At 68.5% G+C, this 16,944-nt stretch carries 17 protein-coding genes; 12 read left to right on the top strand and 5 right to left on the bottom strand.

The genetic code is table 11. The features are described from left to right. The first annotated feature begins 16 nt into the window (after nucleotides 1–16). Together E0H73_RS24660 and E0H73_RS24655 are read left to right on the top strand one after the other, a co-directional pair. Nucleotides 17–541: a hypothetical protein gene (locus E0H73_RS24660; RefSeq protein WP_131360551.1), complete on the top strand. Its 525-nt coding sequence runs from the start codon at nucleotides 17–19 to the stop codon at nucleotides 539–541. A gap of 1 nt (nucleotide 542) precedes the next feature. Then, a complete protein-coding gene (locus E0H73_RS24655; protein WP_131360550.1) occupies nucleotides 543–1,799 on the top strand; it encodes an APC family permease in 1,257 nt (418 codons plus the stop codon). On the opposite strand, the gene E0H73_RS24650 is transcribed toward E0H73_RS24655, so the two are convergent. The 4 genes from E0H73_RS24650 to E0H73_RS24635 all read right to left on the bottom strand — a co-directional run bounded on the left by E0H73_RS24650 (nucleotide 1,765) and on the right by E0H73_RS24635 (nucleotide 5,531). After that, on the bottom strand, nucleotides 1,765–2,805 hold the full coding sequence (locus E0H73_RS24650) for an ABC transporter permease (RefSeq protein WP_131360549.1): 1,041 nt from the start codon (nucleotides 2,803–2,805) through the stop codon (nucleotides 1,765–1,767). The two genes, E0H73_RS24655 and E0H73_RS24650, sit on opposite strands and share 35 nt — an antisense overlap. Then, a complete protein-coding gene (locus E0H73_RS24645) occupies nucleotides 2,802–3,683 on the bottom strand; it encodes an ABC transporter ATP-binding protein (RefSeq protein ID WP_131360547.1) in 882 nt (293 codons plus the stop codon). Before E0H73_RS24645 ends, E0H73_RS24650 begins: the two co-directional genes overlap by 4 nt. After that, nucleotides 3,680–4,072, bottom strand: coding sequence for a GntR family transcriptional regulator (locus tag E0H73_RS24640; RefSeq protein ID WP_131360545.1), 393 nt, complete (start codon nucleotides 4,070–4,072; stop codon nucleotides 3,680–3,682). The genes E0H73_RS24645 and E0H73_RS24640 overlap by 4 nt, the downstream gene beginning before the upstream one ends. Nucleotides 4,073–4,244: 172 nt before the next feature. Further along, entirely contained in the window at nucleotides 4,245–5,531 is a 1,287-nt protein-coding gene (locus E0H73_RS24635) for a cryptochrome/photolyase family protein (RefSeq protein WP_131360543.1), read from the bottom strand. 88 nt (nucleotides 5,532–5,619) lie between these two features. Between E0H73_RS24635 and E0H73_RS24630 the strand changes: the two genes are divergently transcribed. From E0H73_RS24630 to E0H73_RS24585, 10 genes are all read left to right on the top strand, one after another. Next, nucleotides 5,620–6,333, top strand: coding sequence for an iron-dependent transcriptional repressor DtxR (locus E0H73_RS24630; protein WP_131361266.1), 714 nt, complete (start codon nucleotides 5,620–5,622; stop codon nucleotides 6,331–6,333). A gap of 82 nt (nucleotides 6,334–6,415) precedes the next feature. After that, the gene (locus E0H73_RS24625) at nucleotides 6,416–7,192 is read left to right on the top strand and encodes a class I SAM-dependent methyltransferase (RefSeq protein WP_131360541.1); all 777 of its coding nucleotides are present in this window, start codon (nucleotides 6,416–6,418) and stop codon (nucleotides 7,190–7,192) included. A gap of 45 nt (nucleotides 7,193–7,237) precedes the next feature. Continuing rightward, nucleotides 7,238–8,620, top strand: a complete 1,383-nt coding sequence (gene pabB, locus E0H73_RS24620; RefSeq protein WP_131360539.1) for an aminodeoxychorismate synthase component I — start codon at nucleotides 7,238–7,240, stop codon at nucleotides 8,618–8,620. Then, nucleotides 8,617–9,312: an aminotransferase class IV gene (locus E0H73_RS24615; protein ID WP_131360537.1), complete on the top strand. Its 696-nt coding sequence runs from the start codon at nucleotides 8,617–8,619 to the stop codon at nucleotides 9,310–9,312. The genes pabB and E0H73_RS24615 overlap by 4 nt, the downstream gene beginning before the upstream one ends. A 297-nt stretch (nucleotides 9,313–9,609) precedes the next feature. Further along, nucleotides 9,610–10,521 carry an SPFH domain-containing protein gene (locus E0H73_RS24610; protein ID WP_131360535.1) on the top strand — a complete coding sequence of 304 codons (912 nt, stop codon included), beginning with the start codon at nucleotides 9,610–9,612 and terminating at the stop codon, nucleotides 10,519–10,521. A 9-nt stretch (nucleotides 10,522–10,530) separates the two neighbouring features. Further along, nucleotides 10,531–10,740, top strand: a complete 210-nt coding sequence (locus E0H73_RS24605) for a type II toxin-antitoxin system antitoxin (protein ID WP_131360533.1) — start codon at nucleotides 10,531–10,533, stop codon at nucleotides 10,738–10,740. Beyond that, the gene (locus E0H73_RS24600) at nucleotides 10,733–11,461 is read left to right on the top strand and encodes a GOLPH3/VPS74 family protein (protein ID WP_131360531.1); all 729 of its coding nucleotides are present in this window, start codon (nucleotides 10,733–10,735) and stop codon (nucleotides 11,459–11,461) included. The genes E0H73_RS24605 and E0H73_RS24600 overlap by 8 nt, the downstream gene beginning before the upstream one ends. A gap of 73 nt (nucleotides 11,462–11,534) precedes the next feature. Next, on the top strand, nucleotides 11,535–11,897 hold the full coding sequence (locus E0H73_RS24595; RefSeq protein WP_131361264.1) for a GntR family transcriptional regulator: 363 nt from the start codon (nucleotides 11,535–11,537) through the stop codon (nucleotides 11,895–11,897). A 161-nt stretch (nucleotides 11,898–12,058) separates the two neighbouring features. Beyond that, entirely contained in the window at nucleotides 12,059–12,985 is a 927-nt protein-coding gene (locus E0H73_RS24590) for an ATP-binding cassette domain-containing protein (RefSeq protein WP_131360529.1), read from the top strand. Continuing rightward, nucleotides 12,982–13,779 (top strand): hypothetical protein, encoded by a 798-nt coding sequence (locus E0H73_RS24585; RefSeq protein ID WP_131360527.1) that lies wholly within the window; start codon nucleotides 12,982–12,984, stop codon nucleotides 13,777–13,779. The genes E0H73_RS24590 and E0H73_RS24585 overlap by 4 nt, the downstream gene beginning before the upstream one ends. Nucleotides 13,780–14,265: 486 nt before the next feature. On the opposite strand, the gene E0H73_RS24580 is transcribed toward E0H73_RS24585, so the two are convergent. Further along, a complete protein-coding gene (locus tag E0H73_RS24580; protein ID WP_238164228.1) occupies nucleotides 14,266–16,914 on the bottom strand; it encodes a glucosidase family protein in 2,649 nt (882 codons plus the stop codon). Nucleotides 16,915–16,944 lie beyond the last annotated feature (30 nt).

The raw sequence follows: 16,944 nt of genomic DNA, 5'->3' as shown, positions 1-16,944 counted from the left end.
CTTTGGAGGGACCGCCATGACACTTCCCTACGCCGAACCGTTGATCCGCCGCGACCCGCCGCCGCGTGTGATCCCCGAACCACCCCGCGTCGGCGAGCCCGGCGGGGATCCGTGCGGGCTGTGCGACTGGCTGGCGTCGTTCGAGGAGTCCGAACACCGGCCGCCGCTCTGGATGGACGACAACTGGGCGCTGTGCCCGGCCAAGGACGTCACCATCCCCGGAGTGGTCTGGCTGGCCAGCCGGGGTCACCACGACAGCTTCGCCGACCTGCCCGCCGCCCAGGCGACCAGTTACGGTCCGGTGGTCGCGCGAATCGAGCGAGCGATCCTCGGTCTCGGCGGCATCGCCCGGGTGCACGTCTATCGTTGGGGCGACGGTTCGGCCCATTTCCACGTGTGGTTCTACCCGCGCCCGCTGGGCATGCTGGAGGCGCGCCGGGAGATGCTGCCGCTGTGGGCGGACCTGCTGCCGCCGGCGCCTGAGGAGGACGTTGCCGATGCCGACCGGAAGATCGCCGCGGCGATGGCGGCGGGCGACTGACATGAGTGCCGCCCAGTCGCATCCCACCCTGGCCCGGCGGCTGGGTGTTGGCGACGCCGTCGTGGTCGGCCTCGGTTCGATGGTCGGGGCCGGAGTCTTCGCGGTGTGGGGACCGGCTGGGCGGGCCGCCGGGTCGGGGCTGCTGATCGGGCTGGCGATTGCCGCGGTTGTCGCCTACTGCAACGCGGTGTCCTCGGCCCAGTTGGCGGCTGTCTATCCAGTCTCGGGTGGGACGTATGTGTACGGGCGCGAGCGGCTGGGGGAGTGGTGGGGCTTCGCTGCCGGGTGGTGTTTCGTGGTGGGGAAGACGGCGTCGTGTGCCGCGATGGCGTTGACGTTCGCGACGTACGCCGTACCTGGTGGTGGATGGTTGCGCAGACTGGTTGCGTTGGCCGCCGTGGCCGGGTTGGCCGCGGTCAACTATCGCGGTGTCACCAAGACCGCGCGACTGACCAGGATCCTGGTCGCCTGCACTCTCGCGGTCCTCGCGCTCGTCTTGATCGTGCTGTTCACCGGTGAGCCCCATCGCGACCTGGAGCTCACCGGCACCTCGCCGTACGGCGTCCTGCAGGCCGCGGGGCTGTTGTTCTTCGCGTTCGCCGGGTACGCGCGGATCGCGACCATGGGCGAGGAGGTCCGCGAGCCGGCCAAGACCATCCCGCGGGCGATCAGCACGGCCGTCATCGTTGCTATCGGCATCTACCTTGCCGTCGGTGTGGCGCTGCTGCTCGTGCTCGATCCGGCGACGACGATCGCTCCACTCGCCACCGCGGTCGACACCGTGGGCGCCGCCTGGGCAAGTCCCGTCGTCCGGATCGGTGCCGCTCTGGCGAGTCTCGGCGCACTCCTCGCCCTGATCGCCGGCATCGGTCGTACGTCGCTCGCGATGGCCCGCAACCACGATCTCCCCGGCTGGCTGGCCGCCGTCCATCCACACTTCCAGGTCCCGCACCACGCCGAGATCGCGCTGGCCGTGGTCGTCGGCATCCTCGTCCTGACCACCGACCTGCGCGGCGTCATCGGCTTCTCGTCGTTCGGCGTCCTGCTGTACTACGCGATCGCCAACGCCTCGGCCTTCACGCAGCCGGCCGATCAGCGTCGATGGCCCCGTGCCCTCAACGTGATCGGCCTCATCGGCTGCGTCGTTCTGGCCGTCACCCTCCCGTGGACTTCAGCCGTGGTGGGAGCCGGACTCCTCGCGATCGCCCTGATCGTCAGGAAACTCAGGACAGGTCGCGGCGGATCCGCCAGAAGCTGAACCCGGTCAGTCCGAACGCCAGCAGCATGAACAGCCCGAACTCACGCCACTGCAGAGCCCAGAACCTGTCGGCATTGAAGTACTTGATGTGCTGCCGATAGCCCTCGTCCGCCAGTCGTTGGAAGCAAGCGGCCGCTGCCGGTCGCTCGGCGGCGGTCTGATTGGGCCCGCCAGGCTCGCAACCGATCACCCAGGCCGGCAATGGGTCCACAGTGTTGCCGGCCTTGTCCACGGTGCGGTCGGACAGTTTCCAGGCGCCGACGGACCCGCTGGCCACCTCGATCTGCTTCACCTGTGGAGGATTGCCGTCCCCGGTCACCATGAAGCCACGGAGATTGTCCAGGCTGACGGTCAGGTAGGCCTCCGTCGGCGCCATCAGGTGCGGCCGGATCAGCGTCGGCGTGAGGACCTGCACCAGGATCACCGCGGCCAGCGTGATCGCGAGGGCGACGAGGGTACGCCGGACGACGAGCCCGATCGCGACCCCGAGCGCGAAGGCGAAGGCGGCGTACCCGATCGGGACCAGACCGCGGGCGCCGAAGACCGGCGGGAACATCCGCGGCAGGTAGTTGTTCGAGTTCTGCCCGGCGTTGATCGCGTCGTCGATCGGGTCGGACCACCAGGTGACCGCGAGACTCAGCAGACCGGTGATCGCGATCGCGGCGAGTCCGGTGAACCCGACCTTGGTGGCCAGCCAGCGCCACCGCGAGACGCTCTGGCTCCACGCCAGCCGGTGGGTGCCCGTCTCCAGTTCGCGGGCGATCAGCGGTGCGCCCCAGAACGCGCCGATCACCGGCGGAACGGCGTACAGCAGGACTTGCCCGGCGATGTACAGGAATGGGTTGAGGCGCTCGAAGCCGAGGTTCGCGATGAAGTTGTCGGCCAGTCGGTGGTAGTCGTCGAGCAGGCCCGGTCCGGTCACCGCCAGGACGACCGCGGTCGCGGCGATCACGGACGCGACCACGAGGAACTGGACGCGGAACTGCCGCCAGGTCAGCCAGATCATCGCTGCACCTCCAGGACCGGACGTTGGGGTTGGGCGGGGACGCTGCTGGCCATGTACGCCAGGACCAGGTCCTCAAGGGTGAGTTGGGTGACGGTCCAGGCCGGGTCGAGGATCGGCTTCTCGGTGCGGATCAGGAAGGTCGACTGCACGTCGGTGTGGCTCTCGGTCACGACGTGCTGATCGCCGGGCAGATCCTTGGCGGCGCGTCGTGGACCGGTCAGCCGGAAGTGCGTCGTCAGCAAGGTGTCGATCTCGCCGCTGACCTGGACGCGCGAATCGACCAGCACGATCAGGAAGTCGCAGGATCGCTCCACATCGGAGACGAGGTGCGAGGACAGTACGACGCTGAGCTCCTGCTCGGCGACTGCCTCCATCAGGTCCTGCAGGAACTCACGCCGGGCCAGCGGATCGAGCGCGGCGACAGGTTCGTCGAGGATCAGCAGGTCGGGCCGCTTGGCCAGGCCGAGTGTGAGCGCGAGCTGGGCTCGCTGGCCGCCGGACAGCTTGCCGGCCTTCTGCTTCGGGTCGAGCCCGAGGCGCTGGATCCGCTGGGCGACACCGTCGTCCCAGCCGGGGTTGAGTTTCGCGCCGAGCTTCAGGTGGTCGGCGACGCTCAACCGGGCGTACGTCGGCGCGTCCTGAGCGACGTACCCGACCTTGGCCTGCTGTGCGCCGGCCGGGCCGCCCAGCACCTCGACGGATCCGGCGGACGGGGTGATCATCCCGACGGACAGGTTGAGCAGCGTGCTCTTGCCGGCGCCGTTCGGGCCGACGAGCCCGACGACATGTCCGGCCGGCACTTCCAGATCGCAGTCGGTCAGCGCCCAGCGCCGGCCGTACTTCTTGCCCAGGCCGCGGGCCTGCAGGACGGCGGTCATGCTAAGTCCTCCAGAGCGGCGGACCGAAACGTGGTCAGGAACAACGCCTCGATGCTCTCGTCGTCGAGGCCGGCCTTGCGCGCCTTCGCCAGCCAGCGGCGCAGGTCCTGCCGCAGCGGGCCGTGCGCGGCCAGCGTGTTGTCGGTCAGTGTCCGGGTCACGAACGTGCCGCGTCCCGGCCGGGCCTGCACCAGGCCTTCGTGCTCCAGCTCGCGGTACGCCTTGAGCACCGTGTTCGGGTTGATCGCCAGCGCCGCGACGACATCCTTCACCGTCGGCAACTGGTCGCCCTTGCGCAGCAGTCCGAGTCGCAGCGCGTTCCGGACCTGCTGGACGATCTGCTGGTACGGCGACACCCCCGACCGCCCGTCCAGATGGAACTCGATCATCAATCAAACCCCATTCATCTAGTTACCTAGCACTATAGGACTATGGCTGAGGTTGGCGTCAAGTGTTGCGGACGTGCGCCACTCACCAACCCCGTGCTCACCGCCGGGTTCGACCGGCGGTGAGCGTGTGGCGGGAGGGAGATGGGTGGTTGGTGAGTGGTGGAGATCCGGGTCAGCGGATGGCGTCGTACCGGCGGAGCGCCTCGCGGCGGGCTTCGGCGTGGTCGACGACCGGATCGGGGTAGCCGTGCTTCCACGGTTCGTGGACCGCGCTGCCGTCGAGATCGCGCAGCTCGGGCACCCAGCGGCGGACGTACTCACCGTCGGGATCGAACTTCTTGCCCTGGCCGACCGGGTTGAAGATCCGGAAGTACGGCGCCGCGTCGGCACCGCAGCCGGCCACCCACTGCCAGTTCAGCGAGTTCGAGGCGAGGTCGCCGTCGGTCAGCGACCGCATGAACCAGCGGGCGCCGAACTTCCAGTGAATGTGCAGGTCTTTGACCAGGAACGACGCGACCACCATCCGCACGCGGTTGTGCAGGAAGCCGGTCTCGGCGAGCTGCCGCATCCCGGCATCGACGAATGGATACCCGGTCCGGCCTTCGCACCACGCATCGAACAGGCCGCCGGGTTCGTCGTACTCCATCCGCTCGAACTCGGGCCGCAGTGGCTTCCAGGCGGCGTCGGGATGCTGCGCCAGCAGATCCGCGCAGAACTCGCGCCAGGCGAGCTGGCGACGATAGGCGTCCGCGCCCTGACTGCGTTTGCGCGCGAGATCGGCGAGCATGCTGCGCGGGTGGATCTCGCCGTACTTCAACGGGATCGACATCCGTGAGGTGCTGTCGAGATCCGGCCGGTCCCGCTCGTCGTCGTACCGCGCGACGTCGTCAAGGTACTCATGCCAGTGCTCGAGCGCGGCGCTGCCCACGGTGCTCTTCGGAAGATCCTCACCGCCTGCCTCGAGCCACTTGACGTTCGCAGGCGCATCGACCGGGCGGCGCCAGCCGTGCTCGAGCCAGGCCCGGAAGTACGGCGTGAACACCTGGTACGGGCGATGCTGCTGGTTCAGGATCCGCCCGGGCGCGATCGCGTACGGCGATCCGGTCGCCACCAGCGGACACTTCAATGAGGCTTCAACTTCTTTGTCCCGGCGCTGTCCGTAAGGGCCGTAGTCCGCGCTGATGTGCACACTGACCGCACCAATCTCCTCGGCCAACGCCGGTACGACGGTTGCCGGATCACCCCGTCGTACGACGAGCCGTCCGCCGAAGGAATCGGAGAGCCGCCGCAACGATGCCGCCAACTGCTCACGGCGTGGATCACCCGCGCGGTCCCACAGGTGGGGGTCGAGCACGAACAGGCCGAGCACCCGGCCGTCACCCGCGGCGACCGCGTCAAGCAGCGCAGGATTGTCGGTCAGCCGGAGGTCCCGCCGGAACCACATCACCGCAGGCGCCATCGGTCCATCCTGCGTGCTGTTGCGGTTATGACCTACTCGGTCCGCGTGTTCACCGGGAATTCGGTCAGGCTTGCCTACATAGGTGAGAATGGTTGTCGTGAGCGAGCTGATCGATACCACCGAGATGTACTTGCGGACCGTCTACGAGCTGGAGGAAGAGGGGATCCTGCCGCTGCGCGCGCGGATCGCCGAACGCCTGCACCAGTCCGGTCCGACGGTCAGCCAGACAGTCGCCCGGATGGAGCGCGACGGGCTGATCAAGGTGGAGGGCGACCGCCACCTGGAGCTCACCGACGTCGGCCGGAAGCAGGCGGTCCGGGTGATGCGCAAGCACCGGCTGGCCGAGCGGCTGCTGGTCGACGTGATCGGGCTGGAGTGGGAGGACGTGCACGCGGAGGCCTGCCGCTGGGAGCACGTGATGAGCGATGCGGTGGAGCTGCGGTTGCTCAAGATCCTGAACAACCCGACCGAGTCGCCGTACGGGAACCCGATCCCGGGTCTGGAGGAGCTGGAGATCAGCGGCCAGGCGAGCGGGATCGAGGACTTCCGGATCGGCGTCGAGCCGCTGGACAAGGTGCTCGACGCGTCCACCGGCGAGAGCGTCCGGGTGCTGGTCCGCCGGATCGCGGAGCCGGTCCAGACCGACGACGACGCGATGGCTGTACTGCGCCGGGCCGGCGCGCTGCCGGGCCGCGAGGTCGACTCGACGATGGACACCGAGGGTGTCCTGGTCGGCAGCCGCGAGGCGGGTGGCGTGATCAGCGACGAGACCGCCGGTCACATCTTCGTCAGCCGGGTCTGAGTTCAAAGCTGTATTAAGAGACCGCCCACGCTGTGCGCTCGATGGTGTACGGCGGGTGGTCACGAGGTAGCCTCACTGCGCGATGTCTGAGAATCTGATCGATTGGCCCGAGTACCTGCGGGAGTTCCACACCGCGACTCCGGGTAGCACCGAAGCCCTGCTCTCCCGTGCGGTGGCCGGCGACCACACGCCGTACCGCTGGCTGGTGCGCGCAGTCTCCGGCGAGGCCCGGCGCGTCCTCGACCTGGCCTGCGGCAACGGCCCGGTCTCCCGCGAGCTGCACGGCCACTGGGTCGTCGGCGTCGACAACAACCCGGCTCAGTTGGCCGGCGCTCCCGGTCCACGAGTGCAGTCGGACGCGTTGCACCTGCCGTTCGCGAACGAGGTGTTCGACGTCGTCACCTGTTCGATGGGCCTGATGGTGCTGCAGCCGCTGCCCGCGGTCCTGGCCGAGGCGGCCCGGGTACTGCGTCGCGGCGGTGTGCTGGCCGCGATCGTGCCCGCCGTACGACCGCTCCGCCGCGGTGACATCCGCACGCTGAGCGGTCTGACCACGCGGCTGCGGTCGACCCCGCAGTTCCCGGCCGGTGGCGAGATCACCGAGCTCAAGGACCAGCTCCACCACGCGGGTTTCGACGTGATGGAGAGCCAGCGGGAGCGATACGTCTACATGATCCGCAGCCGCGACGACGCGCATCGTTTGGTCAACGCGCTCTACCTTCCCGGGACGCCGGATGCCCGCCGGGACACCGCGGCCGGCTGGCTGGCGGATCGCGCGGAGTCGAAGGACGGCCTCGAGGTCGCGATCCCGATCCGCCGGATCACAGCCATGCGCACCAAGCTCGCTCTGACCGCCTGACGAGTCAGGGGCGAGGATCCGCCCGCAGGTAGGTAGCGTGTGCCTGTGGGTGCGCTGAGCTGGTCCGTCCGGACGGTCGACCGGGCGCTCGACGGAGAGACTGTCTACCGCGAGCTGCTGGCCGAAGAACCTGTTGCGTTCTGGCTCGACGGCAGCCTGACGGACCGGGCGGTACGACGTGTCTCGGTCCTCGGTACGACGGCCGGCCCCGACGCGGAGGTCGTCGTACGGGATGTCGCCGACGGCGATGTGTTCGTGGAGCTGGGCGAGCGGCTGGCGGAGAAGGCCGGTCGGCTGGACGCCGTACCGGATGAGCTGACCGGACTCTTCAACGGTGGGTACGTCGGGTACTTCGGCTACGAGCTCAAGGCGCTGACCGGGGGAGTCGCGGCCCATGAGGCGCCGACGCCGGACGCGCTGTGGATCTGGGCCAACCGGTTCGTCGTGATCGACCACGACCGGGACATCACCTACCTCGTCGCCGTCGACGAACAGGACGCGGGCGCGGGGTGGCTGGATCGGGCGGTGCGGACCGCGTCGGACTGGTGGATGTCCGGCGACGGCGTACCGGCGATCGCGCGGCTCGATCTCGAGGCGCATCTCGAGCAGGACCGGCCGACGTACCTGGCCGGGATCGAGGCGTGCATGGCGGCGCTGGAGGCGGGGGAGACGTACGAGGTCTGCCTGACCAACCGGGTCCGCCTGCCGTCCGTGCCCGACCCGTTCGAGTTCTTCCGGTGGCAGCGGGCGGCCAACCCGGCGCCGTACGCCGCCTTCCTTCGGTACGGCGATCTCGCGGTGGCCAGCTCGTCGCCGGAACGGTTCCTGACCGTGGACGCGGACGGGTGGGCCGAGTGCCGACCGATCAAGGGGACCGCGCCGCGGGAGGCGGACCCGGCGCAGGACCAACTGGCGGCGAAGGCACTGGCCGAGGACGAGAAGACCCGGGCCGAGAACCTGATGATCGTCGACTTGATCCGCAACGACCTCGGCCGGGTGAGCCGGCCGGGCACGGTGCACGTGCCACAGCTGATGGAGGTCGAGAGCTACCGGACCGTCCATCAGCTCGTCACCACGGTCCGCGGTCGGTTGCGCTCCGGGGTGAGTGCGATCGACGCGGTCCGGGCGTGCTTCCCGCCGGGGTCGATGACGGGTGCGCCGAAGATCCGCACGATGGAGATTCTCGACTCGTTGGAGTCGAGTGCCCGTGGGGTGTATTCGGGTGTGCTCGGCTATCTGACCGTGGACGGGCGGGCGGATCTGAGTGTGGTGATCCGTACGGCGGTGCTGACGCCGGACGGAACAGTAGTAGGCGCGGGGGGCGCGATCGTGCTCGACTCCGATCCGGTCGCGGAGTACGACGAAATGGTGCTGAAGGCAATGGCAGCCGTGGGCGGGAACGCCGCGGCCGAAGGGTGGGGGACATGAGTGGTTTGCGGGTGGCGGATTCGTTCTTGGTTGCCGATGGCAAGGTTCGGGGGATCGAGCTGCACCGGGAACGGTTCGTCGGGTCGTGTGCGGCGGCGGGGGTGGATGCGTCGGTTTATTGGGACAAGCAGGTCGGCCGCTTGCCGGGTTTCGGTCGCTGGTTTCCCAGGTTCGAGCTGCACGAGTCGGGCGAGCTCGCGGTCCAGCGCCGGCCCGCTCCGCCGACCGGCGGCCGCGTCCGGGTCGCCGTACACGAGGGTCCCGATCCACGCACAGAGCCGCGGGTGAAGGGTCCTGACCTGGAGCTACTGGGCAAGCTGAAGGAGTCCGCCGCGCATCGCGCCGACGAGATCCTCCTCCTCGACCAGGACGGCACCGTCCTCGAGGCCGCCTACTCGGCCGTTGCCTGGTGGGAGGACGACACGCTCTGCTTCCCACCGTCCGACCGTCCCCTCCTCCCGTCCGTCACCTCCCAACTCCTCCGCCGCGTCGCCACCACCCAAGGCACGCCCGTCTCCGAACACCCCATCACCCCAACCGACCTCCAGAACACCACCGAAGCCTGGCTGGTCAACGCTCTCCACGGCATCCGCCCCATCCACGCCTGGTCCGACTCCCCCATAGACCCCCTCCCCAACTCCCGCGCCCCCCACTGGCAATCCCACCTAGAAGCCCTCGCCCAACCCCTCTAGTGCCCTGCGTCGGAGATCCCTTGGCGCTTGCGGCGCCCAGGCACGCACCTCGCGGCGTTGGAGAAGCATCCACGATGCTCCGCATCGAGGACGCTTCTCCGCCTTGCGATGCACGCACCTGGACACCGCAATCACTCAAGGGATCTCCGACGCAGGGCACTAGGTCTGGTTCGCCGGCGGGTTGTTTGCTCGGTGACCGGCTAGAACCCGCCAGCGGTGACACAAGCCGCCAGCGATCTGCTGCTTGTTAAAGTGATATCACTTTGCTACCTTGGGGATATTCGAGAGGAGCTGGTGATGGCGGACGTGGATGTTGCGGTGGAGATGCCGAAGCCGAAGGTGACCGAGCGGGGGGCTTGGGAGGTCAACGGGTGGCCGATGGCTGGGTTGGCGTTCGTGCTGGTGGTGGGCGCTGTGGTGTTGTTCGTGATCGGCGTGAGCCAGGGCCAGGGCGTGCTGACCGTCGTCTCCGTGCTGATCTTCCTCGTCGGCCTGATCGTGGCCGCCGGGCTGACGCCGGTCTCGCCGGGGCGCGCCCGGGTGCTGCAGATCCTCGGCCGGTACGCCGGAACGCTGCGCACCGACGGTCTGCGCTGGGTGAACCCGATCTCCCAGCGGCGTGAGATCTCCACCCGGATCCGCAACCACGAGACAGCCGTTGCCAAGGTCAACGATTCCGACGGCAATCCGATCGAGATCGCCGCGGTGGTGGTCTGGCAGGTCGAGGACACCGCGCAGGCGATGTTCGAGGTGGACGACTTCGTCGAGTTCGTCGCGATCCAGACCGAGACCGCGGTCCGGCACATCGCCAACAGCTACCCGTACGACGTGCACTCCGACGAGGGCGGCCTGTCGCTGCGGGACAGCACCGACGAGATCACCGAGACGCTGTCGGCCGAGATCGCCGCGCGGGTGCAGGCGGCCGGGGTGCATGTGATCGAGTCGCGCATCACCCACCTCGCCTACGCGCCGGAGATCGCCCAGGCGATGCTGCGCCGTCAGCAGGCGGGCGCGGTCGTCGCGGCCCGGCAGCGGATCGTCGAGGGTGCGGTCGGCATGGTCGAGCTCGCCCTGGCCCGGCTGTCCGAGCACGAAGTGGTCGACCTCGACGAGGAGCGCAAGGCGACGATGGTCAGCAACCTGATGGTGGTGTTGTGCGGCGACCGGGATGCCCAACCGGTGGTCAACGCCGGCTCGCTCTACCAGTGAGCGGCCGCCGTGGCCGTCGAACGTAAGAAGATCCTGCTCCGGCTGGATCCTGTGGTGCATGACGCGCTGGCCCGGTGGGCGGCCGACGACCTGCGCAGCACCAACGCACAGATCGAGTACCTGCTCCGGCGGGCGCTGGCCGATGCCGGCCGGCTGCCGTCAGGTGTCGGCAAGATCCGCCGCCCGGGCCGTCCGGCCAAGGAGGAAGACCATGAGTAGAGCTGTGGTGACGCCGCTGCGGCGGCCCGCCCGGAGCGTCCCGAGCCGACGCCCGGCGCGTGCTCGGAAGACCGTTGCCCTCGGCAAGGCGAAGGCGCCGGATGCCTTGGCAGCAAGGCTTTTCCTGCTCGCCTACGACCCGATGAAGGGTCGCCTGACGAACACTTCGAAGCTCGGCAAGCTGCTCCGCGCGGCCGCGTTGGTCGACCTCCAGCTCGCCGGGAACCTTGCCGACGACAACGGTCGCGCCCGGCTGACGAAGGTGGCCGCGCCGGAGGATCAGGTCCTGGCGGGAATCCTCGCCGACATCGGCAGCCGTGGTCCGCGGAGGTGGAAGACCTGGGTCGACCGTCGGCAGCGCGCGATCGTCCGCGAGGTCCGCAGCGACCTGGAGCGTGCCTACCTGATCAGGGTCGAGCCGTACCGCGTCCTTGGTCTGTTCCCGCGCCATGGCATCACGCTCCGGCATCCGCTGATTAGGCGCCAGGTGCTGCAGAGTGCGACGGACACCCTCCGCCCGTCCCGGCTGGTCACACGCGTCGACCTCCGTGACGCTGCCGTTGTCGTGCTGGCCGCAACCGCGGATCTGCGCACGGTCGTCACCAAGGATCAGCGCAACCGCCACAAGGATCGGCTGGCGCAACTCGGTGTCCGGGTCGGGCCCGTCGTACCGGCGCTGAAGAAGTCTTTGCAGCAGTCGTCGTACGCGTCAGGCGGCTGACCCCATGAGGTGCTATGGTTCGTTACTCAAGTAACGAACCGGTGGACCGGGTGATGGCAGAGAGGGGGCCGTGGTGTTCGACGATCGGAGTCCGATCTATCTGCAGATTGCGGAGCAGATCAAGAACGACATCGTGACCGGCGCCCTCGCCGAGGACGAGCAGGTCATGTCGACCAACCAGTACGCCGCGTTCTACCGGATCAACCCGGCGACCGCGGCCAAGGGCTTCGCTCAACTGGTCGACGAGGGCGTGCTCTACAAGAAGCGCGGGATCGGGATGTTCGTCAGCCCGAACGCCCGCCTCCTGCTCCGCACCGGCCGCCAGGACTCGTTCTTCGCCGACGTGGTCGACCCGATGATCCGGGAGGCCAAGGCCATCGGCGTACCGCTCAAGGATGTCGTCCAGCACATCCGGAGGGAAGATCGTGTCTGGTGATCCGCGCCTACTGCGCGGCACTCGGCACGGCACCTCGCCGCACTGGAGCAAAGGCCACGATGCGCCGCATCGAGACCTTCACTCCAGCACGCCGATGCACCGCACCGAGCACCTGCTCGCTACGGCGCGGGACCACCAGACACGATCCACGGAGACGCCTGATGACCACCAGCACTCTTGAACAGACCGCGCTCGCGGTGCGGACCGAGAACCTGTCGGTCCGGTTCGGCGGCGTGCCGGCACTCGATCGGCTCGACCTGCGTCTGGCGCCCGGCACGATCCACGGTCTGCTCGGCCGCAACGGTTCCGGGAAGAGCACGCTCGCCGCGACCCTGGCCGGCTTCCGGCGCCCGGACGAGGGGCGGGTGCTGGTCGAGTCCGCCGACCTCGGCACGACGCAGGAGCCGTACGAGAACGCGGTCGTCACCAGCCGGGTCTGCCTGATCCGCGAGTCCGGTGACCTGGTCGACGCGGCGCCGGTGAAGCACGTGCTCGGGCTCGCGTCGAGCCTGCGTCCGTACTGGGACGACGACCTGGCCGGCGAGCTGCTGGATCGGTTCGAGGTGCCGACCGGCAAGAAGGTGAGCAAGCTCTCCCGCGGTAAGAAGTCCGCCCTCGGAGTCGTGCTCGGGCTGGCCAGCCGGGCACCGCTGACGATCTTCGACGAGACCTACCTCGGCATGGACGTCCCGTCCCGCAACCTGTTCTACGACGTCCTGCTCGCCGACTACGCCGAGGTGCCGCGGACGATCGTGCTGTCGACGCATCTGGTCGCCGAGGTCAGCCCGCTGCTCGAGGAGGTCGTGATCCTCGACAACGGCCGTCTCGTCACCCAGTCGCCGGTCGACGCGCTCCGCGGCCGTGGCGCCTCGATCGTCGGACCGGCCGCCGCGGTGGACGACTTCACCGCCGGGTTCACCGTGCTGGCGGAGGAGAAGCTCGGCGGCACCAAGTCCACCACCGTGCTCGGCGATCTCGATCCAGCGCTGCTCGCCCAGGCGAGGCAAGCCGGCCTGGAGGTCGGCCCGGTCGGCCTGCAGGACCTCTTCGTGCACCTCACCGCCCCGACCCCTGGAGCTCGTTCATGAGTACCGCAGTCGACAACCGGACCGAGGACGCGCAGCGGGTTGCTGTCGCCACGTCGATGCCGCGCGGTGTCACGTCGTGGTACCGGCTGCGGCAGGTCCTGTACGCGATGCTGATCGGCTCCCGGCCGATGATCGGCGGGTACTGGGCCATCATGGTGGTCGTCTTCGCGGTGGGCGGGTTCATCGTCCAGACCGGCTCCGGCGGGACCGGGTTCAGCATGTGGGACTACGGCACCCAGTCGCCCAAGTACTTCTCGGTGGCGGTCGGCATCATGATGGCGCCGGCGTACCTGAAACTGATGGTCGCGCAGGGCGTCACCCGACGGATGTTTTCCGTTGCCGGGGGCATCTTCCTGGTCGGGGCCGCGGCGGGGACCGCGGTGTTGTGGGTGCTGGTCTACCAGGTCGAACGGGTGATCTACGACTGGCAGGGCTGGGCCCAGGCGATGGAGAACCGGCATCTTTTCACCAGTACCTCGCAGATCGGCATGATCTTCACCGAGTTCTTCCTGCTGATCGTCGCGCATGAGGTGGCGGGCTGGTTGCTCGGCATCACGTTCTACCGGCTCGGCTTCTGGCGCGGAGTACTGCTGCTGCCGCTGTCCGTGCTGCCGGCCGCGGCGACCGAGTTCCTCCTGGTCGCCCAGTGGCTGGCCGAGCCGCTGTCGCGGCTGGGCTACGATCGTCCACCACTGGCAGTCGCCGTACCGGCCGTCGCCGTGGTCACCGCGCTCGGTTTGTACGCCGGGTATCTGCTGCTGCGACCGATGGCGCTGAAGCCGGCCAAGGGTTGAACGAACGACCGATGTTATGCACAGGGGGTGTGTATAAGTTGGACGATATCTGTGGACGGTTGCCGGGTCGCTGTGGAGAACAGGTGGCAGGTTGAGAAGTGGCGCAAACTGTTGGCAGGAAGGGGTTGTGCGACCCTGGCCGACGGCGGTAGAAATGTCGACACGCTGTTTCTGCAAAGGAGCGGCGGGTCGAGCGAAAACCGAGGCCCCTCGCGGTGGGGATCCCCACTGAGGTAGACCGGTGACGGGGTCTGCCGGTCCTACGGACTCGTTCGGGAGGCTGGAGACGTCACCTTCCTTCAGCTAATGCGGGGCCCCTCCGACTCATACTCGGAGGGGCTCCGCTTCACGTTCGGCACGCCGTCTAACGGCACTCGCAGGTGCCGAAAACAGACACAAGAAAGCCGGCCGGCGCACAGAACGGTTGTGCGCCGGCCGGCGATCCGGGGTCGTGCCCGCCTCGGCCACGACCCCGGAGTCAGCGGGTCAGGAGAGCGTGATCTTCAGCGCCGAGGACGAGCCCCGGGTCGCTACCTGCACCTCCACTCCACGCGTCGTGGTGACGAGCTTGTACTGCGCCTTGTGGCCGTCGAGCGAAACGCTCTTCACACTCGCACCGGCCGGTAGTACGGCCCCGATCGTGAAGGTTGCCCCGACCCCCTTCACCTTGACATCGGTCCGCAATTCCTTGCCTGTAAGGCGTGCGGAGACATCGACCGAACCGCGGCCGAGCTGGATGTTGCTCCCGGCCACCTTCTGCTGGCCCTCCGGAAGCTGCGGCACGATCGAGACCCGGCCGTGGCCGAGGTCCGGGTCCACACCGAGCTGCTGGTGCACGACCGGCCACAGTACGCCGTACGTGCCCCACGCCTGCAGTGCCATCGAGCGGTCGTAGAACGGCCGGCCGATGTTCGCCGGCGAGTCGGGCGACGGCGCGATCTCCGGCATCGCACCCGGCGTCTCCCACACGTTCGGGTCGAGCTGGATGCGGGCGTTGCCGGTGGTGTAGACCTGCTGCTGGTCGGTGCCGAGACGACCGTAGTTGCCTTCCGCAACGGCCATGATCGACGTGTTCAGCGAGAAGATGCTGCGCTCGCTCTTCACCTGCGAGACGACCGGGTCACACGAGGCACCCGGGTTGCCGGCCGGATCCGAGGTCGGTCCGGTGCCGGTGTGGAAGAGGCCGAATTCGCCTGTGTAGCAAGGCTTCTCGCGCTGGTCGAGCGCGATGTTCGCGTGCTCTGCAGAAGCCAGCGGGGATACCGGCTTTCCGGGCCGGACCAGCTCGGCCTCCATCGGAGTGACACCGATCCAGTGCCGCTGGAAGATCGGTGTGTTGTCGTTCGCGGGGTTGGCCGGGTCGTCGACGGAGTCGGCGTACCCCATCGCCTGTGGGACCCACCACTGGGACTCGAACCGCGACTCGAGGTCGTTCGCGCGAGTCGTTGCCCACTGCTGGACCTTGCTGTCGTGCTTGGACGCCGCCAGGTCGGCGAGGTCGCGCAGACCACGGGCGAGATAGACCGTGCTGTCGAGTTTCTCCACGCCCATACCGGCGCGTTCGACGTTCGCGAGACCCTCGGGCCAGCCGTCGCTGTCCTTGTCGAGTTCGCGGTAGACGTACTGCAGGTTGCGGACGCTGAAGTCGTACATGTCGTCGCGGAACCGGTCGTCGCCGGTCCACCGCCACAGCAGTGCGACGATGCTCGGGAACTTCACCGTCTCATCGGTGTTGCCCGCGCTCTGGTTCGAACCGAAGTACACGTCGCCGGTCGGGACGACCTCGTGCGCGACCTTGCCGCTGCGGTCGTTGAGGATGTCGCTGACGTCCCGCAAGGCCTTGAGGTGGTCCTTCACCGTGCTGAACTGACCGGCCGCGACTGCGGCGTACGCCGTGTACTCGCCGTCGGTTGCGAACAGCCATGGATAGTCCGGGAAGCCTGCACCGAACCAGCGTGCGGTGCCGACCGTGCCGGCCGGTGCCGGGTAGTCCTTGCCCTCGTTGACATCGCGGATGCGCAGGTTGCGTGCCTCCTGTACGGAGTCGGCGAGGTTCTGCTTGCTCCATTCGACGCTCTGCTGCAGCAGCGGATCACCAGGCAGCTCCACCGCTGACATGCTGTCGACCTGCCGCCGCTCGTCAGCCTTTGCCTTCAGCAACTTGTCCGGGTTGCTCAACGCCTTGCTGTACTCGCGCTGTGCGGAGGACACGCCGGTGTCGGATCCGGCCACCGCGAACCAGACGGTCTTCTCCTTGCCCGGTGCGAGCTGTACGTCGTACGTCAGCCGGCCGCCGGTGCCCTTCCCGACCAGCGAGTCGTCACACCGTGCGGGCGTCAATCCGTCGGCCGCGCAGATCACGGCGGGGTCCTGCGGGCCGCGGTGGTCCGGACCAAGTGCGTGGCCCGTCGGACGCAGGGACGATCCGACGAACGCGGCGTAGTCGTGCGCGGTCGCGTTCGGGTACGACGGCGTGCCCTGCTCGCGGAACCGCAGCGAGCCGTCGGTGTACGCACCGGTGTCCGGGAGGTTGGCGTCGGCCGCACCCGGGGTCGTCCAGCCCCACGGGTAGGACTGCATCAGCTCGGAGTGCGCGTCCACATCGAGCTTGACGGTCTTCGCCGTACCGGATTTGAAGGTCAGTCCGACCAGCGTGGCGCGGATGCCGTCGGGTACGAAGTCGGTCCGGCGGACGTTCACGTCACCGGAGTAGTCGATCCGGCTGTAGCCGTGACCGCTGGTGTACTTCGCGGCGGTCACGTCCTTGCCGAGCCAGGCGCCGTCGAGGCCGAACCACAACCCGTCGAGCATCTTGATCGGCTGGGTCCAGAAGCCACCCATCTCACCGCGGATGTGCCAGCCGGTGGCCGGGTAGAGGCCGGTCTCGTCGCCCATCGCGTAGGCGCGATCGCCGACAACGAGCGACCGGCGGTCTGCCAGCCGAGTCGATTCGGACAGCTCCGACGGTACGACGCTCTGCGGTGAGCCGCCGGTGCTGCGGGGTGCTGAGCCGGCGGTCGCGGAGGCGGTGCCGGCGAGGACTGTTGCAGCGGCCAGCAGGGCGACGCCGACGGTACGGCGTCTGACCCGGCGTGGTGGGGCGGTGCTGCGTCGGACGGTCGGGCGGGGACTCATGGCGGTTCCTCCTTCTCGCGGCGCGGTTGG

Source organism: Kribbella pittospori (assembly GCF_004331465.1).
Taxonomy (GTDB): Bacteria; Actinomycetota; Actinomycetes; order Propionibacteriales; family Kribbellaceae; genus Kribbella; species Kribbella pittospori.
The sequence above is the reverse complement of the archived record's forward strand: the minus strand, read 5'-3'. Positions and strand labels throughout refer to the sequence as shown.

Bases quoted from the DNA above. Each gene is read 5' to 3' on its own strand.
- E0H73_RS24660 (WP_131360551.1), top strand. From the start codon at position 17: ATGACACTTCCCTACGCCGAACCGTTGATCCGCCGCGACCCGCCGCCG.
- E0H73_RS24655 (WP_131360550.1), top strand. From the start codon at position 543: ATGAGTGCCGCCCAGTCGCATCCCACCCTGGCCCGGCGGCTGGGTGTT.
- E0H73_RS24650 (WP_131360549.1), bottom strand. From the start codon at position 2,805: ATGATCTGGCTGACCTGGCGGCAGTTCCGCGTCCAGTTCCTCGTGGTC.
- E0H73_RS24645 (WP_131360547.1), bottom strand. From the start codon at position 3,683: ATGACCGCCGTCCTGCAGGCCCGCGGCCTGGGCAAGAAGTACGGCCGG.
- E0H73_RS24640 (WP_131360545.1), bottom strand. From the start codon at position 4,072: ATGATCGAGTTCCATCTGGACGGGCGGTCGGGGGTGTCGCCGTACCAG.
- E0H73_RS24635 (WP_131360543.1), bottom strand. From the start codon at position 5,531: ATGGCGCCTGCGGTGATGTGGTTCCGGCGGGACCTCCGGCTGACCGAC.
- E0H73_RS24630 (WP_131361266.1), top strand. From the start codon at position 5,620: ATGGTTGTCGTGAGCGAGCTGATCGATACCACCGAGATGTACTTGCGG.
- E0H73_RS24625 (WP_131360541.1), top strand. From the start codon at position 6,416: ATGTCTGAGAATCTGATCGATTGGCCCGAGTACCTGCGGGAGTTCCAC.
- E0H73_RS24615 (WP_131360537.1), top strand. From the start codon at position 8,617: ATGAGTGGTTTGCGGGTGGCGGATTCGTTCTTGGTTGCCGATGGCAAG.
- E0H73_RS24610 (WP_131360535.1), top strand. From the start codon at position 9,610: ATGGCGGACGTGGATGTTGCGGTGGAGATGCCGAAGCCGAAGGTGACC.
- E0H73_RS24600 (WP_131360531.1), top strand. From the start codon at position 10,733: ATGAGTAGAGCTGTGGTGACGCCGCTGCGGCGGCCCGCCCGGAGCGTC.
- E0H73_RS24590 (WP_131360529.1), top strand. From the start codon at position 12,059: ATGACCACCAGCACTCTTGAACAGACCGCGCTCGCGGTGCGGACCGAG.
- E0H73_RS24585 (WP_131360527.1), top strand. From the start codon at position 12,982: ATGAGTACCGCAGTCGACAACCGGACCGAGGACGCGCAGCGGGTTGCT.
- E0H73_RS24580 (WP_238164228.1), bottom strand. From the start codon at position 16,914: ATGAGTCCCCGCCCGACCGTCCGACGCAGCACCGCCCCACCACGCCGG.